10 protein-coding genes and 2 pseudogenes are annotated in these 15,271 nt (G+C 35.8%); 5 read left to right on the top strand and 7 right to left on the bottom strand.

Features of this window, described 5'->3' with window-relative positions:
- From ACFIKJ_RS08000 to ACFIKJ_RS07980, 5 genes and pseudogenes are all read left to right on the top strand, one after another.
- Nucleotides 1-1,547: YfjI family protein (locus ACFIKJ_RS08000; protein WP_375670436.1), on the top strand; the 1,547-nt coding region annotated here is incomplete at its 5' end.
- 593 nt (nucleotides 1,548-2,140) lie between these two features.
- A pseudogene (locus tag ACFIKJ_RS07995) lies at nucleotides 2,141-7,120 on the top strand (DEAD/DEAH box helicase).
- 969 nt (nucleotides 7,121-8,089) lie between these two features.
- Nucleotides 8,090-8,812 (top strand): hypothetical protein, encoded by a 723-nt coding sequence (locus ACFIKJ_RS07990; RefSeq protein WP_375670435.1) that lies wholly within the window; start codon nucleotides 8,090-8,092, stop codon nucleotides 8,810-8,812.
- Between the two features lie 81 nt (nucleotides 8,813-8,893).
- Complete coding sequence (locus tag ACFIKJ_RS07985) at nucleotides 8,894-9,583, top strand: hypothetical protein (RefSeq protein WP_375670434.1); 690 nt, start codon at nucleotides 8,894-8,896, stop codon at nucleotides 9,581-9,583.
- 94 nt (nucleotides 9,584-9,677) lie between these two features.
- On the top strand, nucleotides 9,678-10,457 hold the full coding sequence (locus tag ACFIKJ_RS07980; RefSeq protein WP_375670433.1) for a hypothetical protein: 780 nt from the start codon (nucleotides 9,678-9,680) through the stop codon (nucleotides 10,455-10,457).
- A 1,428-nt stretch (nucleotides 10,458-11,885) separates the two neighbouring features.
- Here ACFIKJ_RS07980 and ACFIKJ_RS07975 read toward each other — a convergent pair.
- The 7 genes and pseudogenes from ACFIKJ_RS07975 to ACFIKJ_RS07945 form a co-directional block, all read right to left on the bottom strand.
- Nucleotides 11,886-11,960 (bottom strand): annotated as a pseudogene (locus ACFIKJ_RS07975) (lysozyme); the annotation flags it as partial.
- A gap of 68 nt (nucleotides 11,961-12,028) precedes the next feature.
- Nucleotides 12,029-13,087 (bottom strand): hypothetical protein, encoded by a 1,059-nt coding sequence (locus ACFIKJ_RS07970; protein ID WP_375670432.1) that lies wholly within the window; start codon nucleotides 13,085-13,087, stop codon nucleotides 12,029-12,031.
- Between the two features lie 46 nt (nucleotides 13,088-13,133).
- A complete protein-coding gene (locus tag ACFIKJ_RS07965; protein ID WP_375626812.1) occupies nucleotides 13,134-13,613 on the bottom strand; it encodes a hypothetical protein in 480 nt (159 codons plus the stop codon).
- Nucleotides 13,507-13,809 carry a hypothetical protein gene (locus tag ACFIKJ_RS07960; RefSeq protein WP_375653808.1) on the bottom strand — a complete coding sequence of 101 codons (303 nt, stop codon included), beginning with the start codon at nucleotides 13,807-13,809 and terminating at the stop codon, nucleotides 13,507-13,509. Before ACFIKJ_RS07960 ends, ACFIKJ_RS07965 begins: the two co-directional genes overlap by 107 nt.
- Nucleotides 13,806-14,276 carry an SMI1/KNR4 family protein gene (locus ACFIKJ_RS07955; RefSeq protein ID WP_375649092.1) on the bottom strand — a complete coding sequence of 157 codons (471 nt, stop codon included), beginning with the start codon at nucleotides 14,274-14,276 and terminating at the stop codon, nucleotides 13,806-13,808. The genes ACFIKJ_RS07960 and ACFIKJ_RS07955 overlap by 4 nt, the downstream gene beginning before the upstream one ends.
- A gap of 271 nt (nucleotides 14,277-14,547) precedes the next feature.
- Nucleotides 14,548-14,895, bottom strand: coding sequence for an HNH/ENDO VII family nuclease (locus ACFIKJ_RS07950; RefSeq protein WP_375649089.1), 348 nt, complete (start codon nucleotides 14,893-14,895; stop codon nucleotides 14,548-14,550).
- Nucleotides 14,896-14,983: 88 nt separating this feature from the next.
- On the bottom strand, nucleotides 14,984-15,271 hold a 288-nt coding region (locus ACFIKJ_RS07945; RefSeq protein WP_375670431.1), incomplete at its 5' end, for a DUF6990 domain-containing protein.

Here is a 15,271-nt window from a genome sequence, read left to right as displayed (position 1 = left end):
TCTCTTTAAACGAAAATACTTGTTTAAAAGCCATTTCTTATGAACAAGCCTTGCAACAAAATGGTTGGGGGCAATTACAACCGATTGCTACGGCTCTCTTACCCGTCGAGCCTTTTAAAATATTCCTGCTTCCAACACCATTAATAAACTATGTTTATGACGTTGCTGATATTCAACAATCTTCTATCGATTTTGTTGCTGTTTCTGCTTTATGTGGATTGTCTGCTGTCATTGGAAATGGCGTGCGGGTTTCTCCAAAACAACATGCCAATTGGAAAATTGTTCCTAATCTCTGGGGTGCCATTGTGGGGGAACCTTCAACTATGAAAACAGATACCATGGAAGCTGCTTTAGCACCTCTTGATGTTTTTCAAGAGGAATGGCATCAAGAATGGTTAAAGAAGAAAAAACAGCAAGAAACAAAAGATATTCTTATTGAATTAGACAAAAGAGAAAAGAAAAAACAAGCCTACAAAGCACTCAAAGATCAAGACGAGGAACAAGCCCTTGCTCTTCTTTCTCAATCTCTTGAACATAAAGAAAGTGAGGAAGATGACACGCTTAATAAACGACGTCTTATTGTCAACGATGTGACCGTCGAAAAGCTTGGGGAATTGTTAAAAGAAAACCCCCGTGGTCTCTTGTTGGTTCGTGATGAATTATCTGGTTTTTTATCCGATTTGGAACGGAAGGAATATCAATCAGACCGTTCTTTTTATCTAACAGCTTTTAATGGCAAAAAATCATACACCTATGACCGTATAGGACGTGGAACCATTTTTATTCCCAATGCAACCATTTCCATTATTGGGGGCATTCAACCTTCACGGATTATTCCCATTATTCAAGCAATGCACCATGGAACAAATAATGACGGCTTATTGCAACGATTTCAAATGCTGGTGTGGCCCGATGAACGAAAAGAGCGGTTATGGGTTGATAGACCTCCCAATCAAAAGGCATGGGAAAGTTATCAAGGAATTTTTCGTTCTCTTTATGATAAACCATTAGGATCACCAAAACACCCTATTACCATACGCTTTTCTGCTGAAGCTCAAGAAATGTTTCGTGTATGGTGGGAAAATTTTCAAAGAACAATCAAAGGAGGTCATTTCTCATCAAGTTTACAAGCGCATCTTTTGAAAATGAATAAAACCATACCAACCCTTGCATTGATTTTTGAATTGAGTGAAGGGGGGCGTTTTGAAATCAATAGAGATGCCCTTGAGAGAGCCTTATATTGGGAAGAATATCTGATAAGCCATGCAAAACGTCTTTATGCGGCGAATGATACATTAACAGCAGAGCGTGCAAAATTAATTGTAGAGCGCTGTGATCTTTTACCCAATGTTTTTACGGCAAGAGATATCTATAGACGGTGTTGGAGATCTTTAAAAGACAATGGAGCCGTTAAGCAAGCTTTAGAGCTTTTATGTCGTTGTAACTATATTCGTGAATTTCCTATAGAGGGGAATGAATTAGGTCGGCGTCCTGATAGACGGTATGAATGGAATCCTTTGGTTAAAAACAACAGCATAAAACAATAAAGAAATCTCTTTTGAAGTCTTTAAGACAACCACGCAAAACTCTTTTTATGGCATTCTCATCAAGGAACTTTTTTCCAAAAGCAAATGATCTGAGTGACCTTATCAGAAGAGTTTTGTCAGTCTTGTCAGTTCATTCTAGCTCTTATATTATTTTTTTTAAATGAGAGAAAATTAAAAACATTATATTTCAATATGTTAGCATTTTAACAATACAACCTATATCGATAATACAACCTTAAATACAATCAATAATATATATTTGTCAGTTTGTGTCTGTAAATTGAACTAACAAACTAGATTATTTTAGTGACTCATAAAATCTATCAAAATAATCATTATGATATTTTAAAAGCACATGCTTCATTTGTCTTTTTCCATAAAATAAACAGCAAATTTCACTATTTTGCTGATCTGATCTCTCTCATGGGCTGTGGATAAACAGCGTTTAAAAAACTTTTTGAAAAAATTTATCCGCTTTTTTAGCATTTTTCTGCATTTTTTCTCAATTCATTCAAAATGGATTTAATAAGCTTCTTTTTGATTCTTTTGATAAGAATTAACCCCCTCATATGTAAACGGAGTCCTGTTGTAATATGCATCAATTTAATAATTCTGATAATGAACATGTCACTTTACGCTCTTTGTTAGAATATTATCGTCAACAAGCAAAATCACCCCGTGAATTAGGAACTCTGTTTGAAAACCTTGTCATAGCTTATTTGACGAAAGACCCTCTTCATTATGGACGCTACGAAAAGGTAGAAACCTATTATGAATGGGCTAAAGAGCGTGAAGGTTGGAATAAAAATGATATCGGCATTGATCTGGTGGCAAAGCTTCGTCATCAAGAGGGATATGTGGCTATTCAATGTAAATTTTATAAAGCTGACCATCAGATCAGTAAAAAAGATATTGATAGCTTTATCGCTGCCTCTGGAAAAGACATCTTTAAATATCGTCTTCTCGTTGATACCACGGAAGTGGAATTAAGTGACAATGTCAATGCCATGATCAAAGGACAAGCGATCCCCGTTTATCGCATTGACCTTCGTCATATGGAAAACAGTCGTATAGACTGGCAAATATTTGCAACGAAAAAAGAAATTGTTCTTAAATCAACAAAAGATCCTCGTCCCCATCAAGAAGAAGCCATCAAGAAAGTCTGTGAAGGGTTAAAAGAAGCAGACCGTGGCAAGCTGATTATGGCATGTGGAACGGGTAAGACTTTCACCAGTTTGAAGATAGCAGAGACCATAGCAGGAAAAGGCAAGCGTGTGTTGTTTCTGGTGCCTTCTCTTGCTTTAGTCTCACAAACGATCCGTGAATGGACAGCCGATGCACAAGTGCCCTTGCGTTCTTTTGCTGTGTGTTCGGATACAAAAGTAGGCAAGCGTCGTAAAAACCAAGATGATATTGTTGGCATGGAAACATCAGATCTTGTGCTCCCTGCTACAACAGATGCAAAAGCCCTTGCCAAAGAAGCGCGTGAAAACCTAGCAGATGCAATGACGGTTATCTTTTCAACTTACCATTCTATCCAAGTGCTTTCGGATGCCCAAAAAGACCATGGGTTACCTGAATTTGATCTGATCATTTGTGATGAAGCCCATAGAACAACTGGGGCTTCATTGGGAAGTGAAGACAATGAATCTGAATTTATCAAGGTTCACGATAACAGCATTATTCGAGGTAAAAAACGCCTCTACATGACAGCAACGCCGCGTATCTTTAGTGATACTGCCAAAAGGCGGGCGGATGAGATCAATGCCGTTCTAGCCTCTATGGATGATGAAGCACTTTATGGCAAACAACTTCATCATTATACCTTCGCAGAAGCTGTCGATAATGAACTTTTAACCCCTTACAAGATTGTGGTCTTAGGCATTAATGAAACCTATATCACACCAGCCATACAGGAGATTATTGCCAATGAAAACCGTGAAATTGATTTAGATGATGCGGCAAAAATTATTGGCTGTTATAGAGCACTTACCAAAATAGATAAGCAAGCCGCTGTTGATGATGATGATACAGAGCCCATGCAATGTGCTTTAGCTTTTTGCAAAGATATCAATACCTCTCAATATATAACAAAGCTCTTTAATAAAATTATCAAATCTCATATTGATGATTTCCTTCAAACCGTTCCCTTTCTAAACTGTGAAGTAAGACATATTGACGGAACGCAAAGTGTCAAAAAACGCAATGAGGAACTGGATTGGCTTAAAGAAGATGCGGGTCAAAATGTTTGTCGGATTTTAAGCAATGTTCGGTGTCTGTCTGAAGGGATTGATGTCCCTGCTCTTGATGCCATCATGTTTTTACACCCGCGTAATAGCCAAGTCGATGTGATACAGGCGGTAGGGCGTGTGATGCGTCGTGCTCCAAATAAGAAAACGGGCTATATCATTTTACCCATTATCATTCCTTCACACTTAGAAGCCAAAAAGGCTTAAAAAAACAATAAGAGATACCGTGTTGTTTGGCAAGTTTTGCACGCTTTACATTCTCATGATGAAAGGCTTGCTCGGACAATTAATCAAATGTCTTTAGGACAAGATAGCAGCCATACGATTGAGATTATAGAGATTAAGCGTGAGGATGAATTAAAAGAGCTTACCACAACGGTTGATGAGATCTCGATACCATAAAAAGCAGAAAGTTCTGGACGTGTCATTGGAACAGCAGAAAGCAAATCTCAATCGGTATCTGGAGGACAAGAAGACTTATTCCGCCGTTCTGAATTTTTTGATTTTGTCAAAGCCATTTTTCTGGATAGTTTTAAAATCACGGATTATTGGGGCATTTGGGCGAACAATGTTGCTGAGATTGCTCAAAACCATATCAATCATCTTAAAGATATGATTTCCGATGAAAAGAGTGAAGCCTTTCACGCCTTTGATGCATTCCATAAGGAATTAAAGAACAACGTCAACAGTGAAATCAAGCAAGAGGAAGCGATTGAGATGTTAGCGCAACATCTTGTCACGCGTCCCGTGTTTGAAGCTTTATTTGACGGTAATGAATTTGTACAGAACAATGCCATTTCGCAAGCAATGGACAAGATCTTAAGAGAACTGGATAAAACGAACATTGAAGAAAAAACCAAAGATCTTGATAAATTTTACAAAAGTGTCACGTTCTGTACAGCAGGTATTACAGAAACTCATGCAAAACAGAATCTTATTATCAAACTTTATGAAAGTTTTTTTGCCAAGGCATTTAAGAAAACCACGGATAGGCTTGGGATTGTTTATACGCCCGTTGAGGTTGTTGATTTTATCATTCATTCTGTTGATGATGTGTTGCGTAATGAATTTGGCAAAAGCTTGGGGTCACGGGGTGTTTCTATTCTTGACCCTTTCACTGGAACGGGTACTTTTATCACGCGGCTTTTACAATCCAATCTCATCAAACCAGAGGATATGGAATATAAGTTCCGTCATGATATCCACGCCAATGAGATTGTTTTACTTGCCTATTACATAGCAGCGATTAACATTGAATCGACGTATCATAGTCTTATGAAAGGAGATTACATTCCCTTTAAGCATATTGGTTTGGCTGATACGTTTCAGACACTTAAAGAAAAAAACTTGATAGATGGTATACTCAAAGAAAACAGTGAATATTTAGAACATCAAAAGAATCTAAATATCAAAGTTATCTTTGGCAATCCTCCTTATTCGGTAGGACAAAAAAATGAGAATGATAATGCAAAGAATACACCCTATCCGATATTAAATGACCGCATTCGTGAGACTTATATAGCTCAATCGAAAGCAACTAGTACGCAAAAGTTATATGATAGTTATATTCGTGCCATTCGCTGGGCTAGTGACCGTATTGGTAATGCTGGAGTAATCGGCTTTGTTTCTGGTTCTAGTTATGTAGAAAAGCCAACAATGGATGGTTTACGAAAATCTTTAGCCAAAGAGTTTACGAGTATTTATGTGCTTAATTTACGGGGGGATATCCGCAAAAATATATTAAGCAATGGAGCTTCTCAAGAAGGAGAGAATATTTTTGGTAGTGGTAGTATGACTGGTATTGCGGTAACGCTATTTATCAAAAATCCCAATGTTTCTGGAGAGTGTAAAATTTACTATCATGATATTGGAGATAATCTTTCCACCGAAAAAAAACTTGGAATGGTTCAAGACTTTGGTAGTGTTGGTGGCATTACACGAAGTAAACAAGGTTGGAAAATAATTACACCAGATAAGCATGGTGATTGGATACATCAACGTGATAAAAGTTTCAAAACATTCTTAGCTATGGGTATCAAAAAGGGGCATGATAAAAAACTCTTTGAAACTTATTCTCTTGGTGTTTCAACCAATCGTGATGCTTGGGCATATAACTCAAGCCGTGAAATTTTAGCAAAGAATATGGGTAATATGATTACCTTTTATAACAGCGAAGTGAAATGTTTTAATGAGATCTATCCACATGCTGACCGTAACACACGTAAAAAGGCTGTAGATAATTTCGTAAATTCAGATAGTAAAAAAATTAGTTGGAGCAGTACTCTTAAAGGAGAATTATTAAGAGGCAAATTTTCAGAATTTGAAGCCACATGCCTTACTCAAAGCCTTTATCGCCCTTTTACAAAACAATGGCTTTATTACAATAGCGTCTTTAATGAAGCAGTCTATCAAATGCCGCGTATATTCCCGATAGGACAAGCGGTTGAAAATAGAGTGATACAAATTACAGGCATAGGAGCAAGGAGTGGTTTTTCTGTATTTATGGCTAAGGATTTGCCTAATCTTAATATGATGGATGGTGGTAACCAATGTTTTCCACTTTATATTTACGAAGATACTACGGTTTCAAAAAGTAAAAGTGAAAAACAAACCCATTTATTTACGCATTCTATAGAAGAAAACACAACAGCTGGTTTACAACGCCGTGATGCCATTACGGATGAAGGGTTAGACCATTTTAAAGCGGCTTATCCTAATGAAAAAATCACGAAAGATGATTTATTCTATTACGTTTATGGGATTTTCCATTCAAAAGATTATCGTACACGTTATGCACATAATTTATGCAAAGAATTGCCTCGTATTCCTTGTGTAAAGAGTGCCGATGATTTTTGGAAGTTTGTAACAGCAGGACGTGAACTCGGTCATTTGCACGTGAATTATGAAACTGTAGAGCCTTATCCAGTGACCTTTAAAAAGGGTAATCCAAAATTAACTGACATCTTTAATCCAGAAAAGTTTTATTATGTAACTGAAATGAAATTCGCAAAAATTAAGGATAGTAAAGAAAAGGATAAAACCACTGTTATTTATAATAGCAATATCATCATGACAGATATCCCTCTTGACGCTTGTGAGTATATCGTTAATGGTAAACCCGCTCTTGAATGGGTTATGGGGCGTCAATGTGTTAAGACTGATAAAAAGAGTGGCATTGTTAATGATGCCAATCGTTATGCTGTTGAAACCGTTGGTAACCCTGCCTACCCTCTAGAATTATTTCAAAGGGTTATTACTGTAAGTTTAGAAACAATGAAAATCGTTAAAAACTTACCAAAATTAGAACTAAGAGAAACTGAATAACTTATAAAGCATGCTCATATAACGGGTATGATAAACTCATAAGGGGTATAAGGTTTTATACCTATAGGTTCTATGCCCCTTTTATAAATTGCTTACATACAATCTTTAAAAGAATAGTTTATATGCGTTATTCTAAAAGATAAGGCTTTGCACTTTTTAAAACACTGTACTTTGGATTGCCTTTAAGACTTTTAAGAAACCCTATCTTAAAGTGAATATGCTTCTTTTACATTGCCTTTAAAAGATTATACCGTAATCTAAAATGATAGCTTTATTGTTTTCAAAAGCTTTGTTGTGAATACTTATATTACTTTACGCTTTTAATTCCCTAATTTTTGAAAAAAGTATAAGCACCCCCAAAACCCCTACAAAATATATATTACAGGTTGTGTTTATAGAGTGCGTTCAATATAGGTTGTTTACATTAGAGCCCCTTATAAACAAAATTCACAAAAAAAATTAAAAACCATTTAGTAAAAAAACTGATAGGTTATAAAGATAAAAATACGCATTATGAGAGCGTTTCTAAATATTATAAATGTATAGATTCAGAAAATAACGCAATCGTTTTATAAATCTTATAATATAGCTTTAAAAGCACATAAATATAAAAGAAGCAATTAATAAGCATAAGTTATTATCAATACACAACGTATTAAAAAATAAGAAAAAATATCAAAAAAGTTTATAAATTAATTGACAATAAATACGTATTTTGTTACATAAATAACCAAGTGATGAAAACACTTTCGAATAGCGAATAGGTTGCGAAAAAACCTTTTCCATTTCTTTTAAAACACTGACTATCTTTTATGCTGTGATTAGCATATATAGTGATTTTGTCGGGTGTAGCTATGCCATACAATACCCTTATGGGAAAAGCATAGCAACGGACTATTCGCCGTGTTTTCAGCACCCGATGCTCTTATAGGGTGTCAATTGAAAACTAATTTACGAATAGGTGTAAAAATGAATTCTATTGTTAATACAGAAAAAACATCTCCAAAATACGAATTTATTGATGATTGTGAATATATTGATGGTCATTTCTTAACTCGAATTAGAGCCTTAAGAGATTTTGATGATGTCAAAAAAGGCGATTTAGGGGGGTATATTGAAAATGAAAGCAACTTATCTCATGAAGGTAATTGCTGGGTGTATAATAAAGCTCGGGTCTTTCAAAATGCACGCGTCTTTGGAAATGCTAAAGTAAAAAGCTTTTTTGTTGATGTCTATGGTAATGCTCAAATTTATGGGAATGCTATTTTTGAAGGTATGACATTAAAGGACAATGCAAAGCTGTCTGGTAATGCGCATGCTAACAACGCCGTTGTAATTGAAGGCAATGCACAAATTTATGATAACGCCCGTGTCACTGATCATGCTCATATTTCCGATAATGCTGTCATTTGTGATGATGCCCATGTCGGAGGCAATGCAAAAATAAGTGGCTCTGCTTACATTTGTGATGAATCACGTGTTTTTGATGATGCCGTTATTTGTGATGCTCTTATCTCTGGTTCTTCATATATTCATAGCAATGCCTCTTTAACAGCTAATGAAGATATCTGTGATGATGCATATCCTGAGTTTGGTAGCGAAGATGATTATTATCGTCATGAGTATTATGCTGATTTTGAAGGGTATTATGACGATGATAATGACAGCGAATATGAAAGTGATGCTGCGTAAATGACACGTGCGTGCGCGGCGGGGGCGCCCTCCTTTAAACATCTCATTTAAAAATTTAAATCTCTATAAAGGAATTGTGCTATGCAAAAGAAGTTTGCACTCACAAATGAAACGCGTGTAATTAATAATCATACCCTTTATCGCATTAAAGCATTAAAAGACTTTGCTGATGTTAAAGCAGGTACTTTAGGGGGCTTTATTGAAAAGGAAGATAACCTTTCTCATGATGGCAATTGCTGGGTTTATGATAATGCTTGTGTTGTAAAATCTGGTCGTGTTTATGAAAATGCAAAGATATATGGCAATGCTGCCATTGGTGGTTTTGTTTATGGCAATGCGCATGTATATGATAAAACCCGCGTGTATTTTGGAGCTCATGTTTATGATAATGCGCATCTTTCTGATAAGGTGTGGGTTTATCAATATGCAAGGGTTTATGGCAATGCAAAATTATCAGGAAATGCTCGTATTCATAGCAAGGCGGTAGTTTATGATCATGCTGTTATCAGTGGCGCTGCTAAAATTTATGGCAAGGTTTATGGCAATGCTAGCGTGGGTGGGTATGTTAAGGTCTATGGTTCTGTTTATGGGAATGCAAAAGTGACTGGTTATCACACCATTAGAGGTTTGGTACATGGCAATGCAAGGTTAAAAAGAGATGGTTATTCATATGTCAAACAAAACTTTTATTATGCATATGGAATTCCTGAAGATTGTGAAATTTATGAAAACGATACCGTTGTAAAGATTATTGAAAATAACGCTGCGTAAAGACGCGCGGGCGCGGCGGGGGCGCCCCTCTTTCAAATTTTCCCATTCCAAATTTTATCAAATGTTTATCACATTAAATTGTGAGGGTATCTCTATGTGCAAAAAATACGAATTAACCAGTGAAATCAAAAAAATCAAACATGCTCTTACTCGAAATATTATAAGCCTTTATCGCATTAAAGCTTTAAAAGATTTCGATGATATAAAGGCGGGGTCTTTAGGCGGCTTTATTGAAAAGGAAGCTAACCTATCCCATAATGGTAATTGCTGGGTGTATGATGAGGCTTGTGTCTATGGTCATGCAAGAGTGTATGATGATGCAAAAATACGCCATTTTTCTCAAGTCTGTGGTCAAGTTTATGGCAATGCTGAGGTCTATGGAAAAGCTTTTATCTCTCAATATGCTAAAGTTTATGACCATGCTTTTGTCTATAGCAATGCTCATGTTTATGGCAATGTTTATGGGTATGCTCATGTGAATGGTAGTGCCCGCATTCTTGCTGATGCTCATATTTATGACCATGCGCATGTTTCTTATGATGCTACGGTTTTTAGTTATGCACGCGTCTATGGTCATGCCAAGGTTTCTGGCTCTGCTTACATTTATAGCCATGCAAAAGTTTATAATTATGCTGTTATTAATGGTCGTGCTAAAATTTATGGCAAGGTTTATGGAAATGCTTGTGTGAGTGGCTCTTGTGAGATTTATGGCTCTGTTTATGGCAATGCTAAAATCTCATATTGTGCAACGATCTGGGGGCGTGCTTATGGCAATGCAAAAATCAATAAAAAAAGCAAAATAAGGTTGGTTCCAAAAAATTGTGAGGTTTATGAAAGGGATAATGTTGTCAATATAACTGATAAAACAGAATAAAAAGAGACATGGGGGGCGTGCATTCTTTATGGTTATAAACGCATATAAAATGCATTGCTATAAACATATCATAAAAGAGAGAGTAAAATAAAAAAAAGCCGCGCCAAGTGATATGACGCGGCTTTCAAATAGCGTTTTTTATTGATTAAAATGAATCATCCACAATGGAGTAATGAACGCATATATACAAAATGTATCATATTGCAAGCGCTCTATTAGAGATATGAAAACTTATCAAAAGGAATGTAAATGATGCATTTGATTTTTACTCACTCATTTGAATGAGAAAACCTATAAACGCTTTTTGTTGCTCTCAAACGTATCAAACAAATCAAAACGCTCGGTAGCTTTAATAATCCAATCAAAAGCAAATGCATCTTAAATGAATGTCTTATAAAAACGTTCTTTTTAGCTTGCAAGCATTGGTTTTCAAAGCAGCTTTTTATAAGAAAAACAAACAAACGCTTTTATAAAATGTAAGGTTTTTAAGATTTTGCTCTGCTGTGAAATCTAGATCTTCATTTTTCATAAATGAAACGTTCTTAAGAGCAAATGATAACTAAGTTATAACTGTAATAAAAAAAAGTTTTAACGTTTCTTATAAAGATCTCATTTTATGTTTCAAACGTTTAAACGTGCATTTAAAGAGGTTCTCATAAGCGTATTTGTACTTTTCATTAAAACCTAATTTCTTTAAATATTAGCCGGTCCATTTTTGGGGGCGTTATCTTAGAATAGAGCATTCTTTAAACATTACAGCTTTTGACTCAAAATTAAGTAAAAACCGATACCTTATGATGTTACAACGATTTTAAATTTTACTTGCTTATCTTGTCTAAATAGCTGCCCCAAATTTGGGGTGACTAAATTCACTCAGCCCATATTTGGGCTCTGTGCTTTAAATGTAACTTTTAAACGTTTTTTGATAGCTTGCTTTTATTCATTAAAAAGGCTTTTGATTTCATAAGATATAACTTTTTGAATTTCATATCTGTTGTGATGATAGGATCTGTATAATGCCTGCCTATCGTTTTCTAAATTTTTAGAAAGCGTTTTAAATATGATTTTGTCTTTAAATCTTTTTATGCAATTTTATAAATTAAACTTATAAGCTTATAATAGTTTCGCTAAAAATTTAGCGAAATTAAAAAAGTCTATATTACTAACTTCAATGCGATTTTTAAGTGATAAAAACGTATCATAAAATTTATAAACTGTTATGAATGATAACAGCTTTTCATTTCATTTGAATACACACATGCGTTATAATCTTTACATCATGATTTGCTTTTTATGCTCTATTCATACATGGCAATCTTATATCAAAAATGGTCAAATGAATCATGCATAAAAGAATGGATTCTTAAGTGGATTCATATAAAATAATTGCAAACAACATATTGACTTTATTGCGTTTTTTGATATGATATCTCTTAAAACCTCTAAACGCAAACCTTCCCATTGTTTGATAAGCTCTAATCCTTCTTTCGATATCTTTCTCATCTGACGCTCCATAAAAAAAGCCCCACAAAAGTGAGGCTGGATAAAATGATGTTCTAATCAATCTCGCACTAATTATAATAAAGTGGGTCGCTACATCCACGAGCGCCTATTTTTTCATCTTCGACATAACGAGAATGCGCAAAGTTCCGTACAAGATGATCATTGTTAGAGCCACCAGTCCAATCGCCTCCTCCCAACATAACATTTATGTCTACACGTAAACTGCTTCCTTGCTCCCCTGTATGCCATTTAGTCACTGGATAACAACCAGACAAATATTGCCACACATAACCGCAACCATCCTCACAACCAATATGCGAAATCATCCGTCTATTGTTTGTATCAACGTGTCCTCCAGACGTCTTCGGAGAAGGCGCTTGATTGCCGACAATACTGGTTGCTTGATTACTGCCATACATGCTTGGCGAAAACTCATCACTCGTCAAAAATCTCTTACTAACAGACCAAAAATCAAATGCATGATCCGCATAGCTACGATTGATCGTAATCGGAACACCATATGCCGACTTTGCATTTACACCTGTCCCTGATTGAAGATAAATATCAACCCAAAGATCTTGCGAAAGATCATAAACCATCCCTTCTGGACTACTGCGCGGGCGGTGATTTAAACACCAAACAGAATTGGGCAAAATATCCCCCGCTTGATAACCTGATAAGGGATGACCTTCAATCTCACCAACATCCGCACATAGCGTATGAAATCCACCAATCTTTTCAGAATTATCCTCTGTATAGCCATCAGGAGCTGTCGGATTTTGCGAAAGGTCAAAGGATAGCTCATTCGTCTGATCTTTTAAGATGAGATATATATAATAATCCTTTCCTGCTTCAAGATCTTCGTCAAAAGTCATCCTTCCACGCCCTGGAATGCGGTAAAAGAGGTGCCTGCCCCCATTCTCACCACCATGATAAAAGCGAAAACATGCCCCTTTATTGATCACAAGACCTTTTCTATTTTTCGGATCGGCTTCCAGAATTCTGTAAGGCTGATTAAAACGCACATCCTCTAAAAAACTAGTGGAAAGAGAACCTACCACTGCCTTGTTGGTGAGTTGATCAACCTCTAGATTCAACGTATCACCCGCTTGAATAAAGAAGAGCACTATTTTGACTCCCTCCATCATTCGTGCTTTTTGTTCAACTAACTCTTTAAGAATGGGTAGGACGCTTTGATGATCGCTTTTGCAAAGATTTTTTTGTTTGTTGACGTTTTCTTTCATTCTTAAAATGAGTTATCATGGCCCGTTCCTTCTTTCTCGTATTGCTTAGACCAAAAGTATCATTGTCCATAAATTGCTGATATCCAGCTATCATGAGATCGGTTAGGAACGAGTCACTTTTCAGAGGTTGTGTAAAATAAATCCCCTTTGAATCCTGCAATTTATATCGAAAGCCTGCTTTTTTCATGCACTCATATACTGAAGCAAATTCACTTGCATACGAATTCATATCACTAGAAGAAGCATAAACCGGTTTCCAGCCACATTTTAAAAGTGATTGTTCGATTACAGCCCGATCTGCTCTAGGCTTTTCCCATAAAACCAAAGTCGATGGGGGAGGATTGCCTAACTGACATCCAGCTGTACTTAAGAGAGCCATGCAGCTCAATAGTTTTAAGATTTTTTTCATTTTTCCCCTCCTCCATAGTTTTTTTTAAAAAAATCTTATAAAAAGAGTTGAATTTCAAACTAAGAGCTTTCTCCGCCTTTTCAATCTGTAGATTATCAGCCGCATTTTCTTCAGTACGAAAATTGATAATATCATCATTATATTTATTAACTTTATCAATTAATACTGCAACATCATCTAAGGTATAGGTTTTCATGAATCCTCCCCTGCATACTCTTTAATTCTTTTGCAGAGAAATTCATAAAAATTACTTGCGTAATACTGGGGATCGTCAAGTGGAAACTTAAGATAGAGCGGGCACTCTCCATCCCGAAACTGCGTATAATCAAAATAAAAGGTTTCACCAAAATCAGTTGTGCAGATAACAAGTTGTTTGGGGTCCGTAAAGCCATCTCTTCTATCGAGCAAATTTCGGTAAACAATATCACCAGCAGGAATACCTGCGCAGATTTCATAAATACTGAATATTTCTTCACCTCCAATTTCTCCTCCTCCATAATTTTTTAAAAAACCCTTATAGGAAGAGGTAAATTGTAAATCGAGAGTATTCTCAGCTGTTTTAATCCTTACATCATCAGGAGCATTATCTTTAGTACCAAAATTAATAGCATGACTATGCATATCAATATATTGTGCAACATCTGATAAAGTATAACTTTTCATAAATTTTTCTCCATAAGTCACAGCGTGTTTTTACTCATAATGAGTGTTTCTAATGATCAATATTTCTCTACCATAGCCAATGGAATTGGGATGAGATTGATAAAATCATAAGAGATCTTTTTTTGAAGGAACTCTTTTCTCATCTGTGTCTGTAAAATCATCTCGCATTTACAATATATGATATAATTAAAGGGGATGATCATTAAAGCTTAGAGAGCGCCTTTTAGTGTCATTACTCCAATATTTGCAATAATTACTTTTTTTTTCCTGCTTAGGAGACTTTTTTTGAAATCCAACAAATAACTTTTTTGATAAAATTTGTCTTTGGCTTCATATGAGCAACCAAACTCTTGTCTTGATAAAATGAGTAGAGAACCTCAACGAGAGGACTATCTTGTTCTTGTGTCACAGGATGTAACATAATAGGCCTACAATCGACTCCAATAGGAGCTCTTCCTGATGCCATTCTTTCCACATTTGTACCTGTTATTATGTGTCCTTTTTCTTTCCAAGAAGAAACTGTTTCAGGATCAAACAGTTCATCTTCCTGATAAACTTTTTGACCTTTAAATTCCATAGGCTCAGCTGCCCCCATACTTTTTTTCTTTATCCATTTCATGATTCATAATCCCCTCGATTTTTTCAAAATAATCAATTTATTCTTTGTTCTAAATAGACTTAAATAAACTCTCCTTCCAAGAGCGAGGTTATTCCTCGCTAAAAAGCTCTGAGTGATCATCAAGCTTTTCTGCCACCTGTTTAATCAAAGCGTAACTCACTTGCTTCACCTTTGCTACTTCTTTGGCTAAAGCTAATGCACGTTCAAGGTGGGTTTTGTTGATGCTTTCGTCAAAGCCTAGGTGATCACCTGCCGTAAAGCTTTGCTGATAAGATTGTAAGGTCTCAACATCACCCAATAAAGCAAGAGCGCCAAGATGAAGTAAAGCATAATCCGTATTATCTGCTTTAGATGTTGCATCTTGTTGCCAAGGAGC

This window comes from Bartonella sp. PS7NMGDW (genome assembly GCF_042193585.1).
Classification (GTDB): domain Bacteria; phylum Pseudomonadota; class Alphaproteobacteria; order Rhizobiales; family Rhizobiaceae; genus Bartonella; species Bartonella grahamii.
This window is presented reverse-complemented; position numbering and strand designations above follow the sequence as displayed.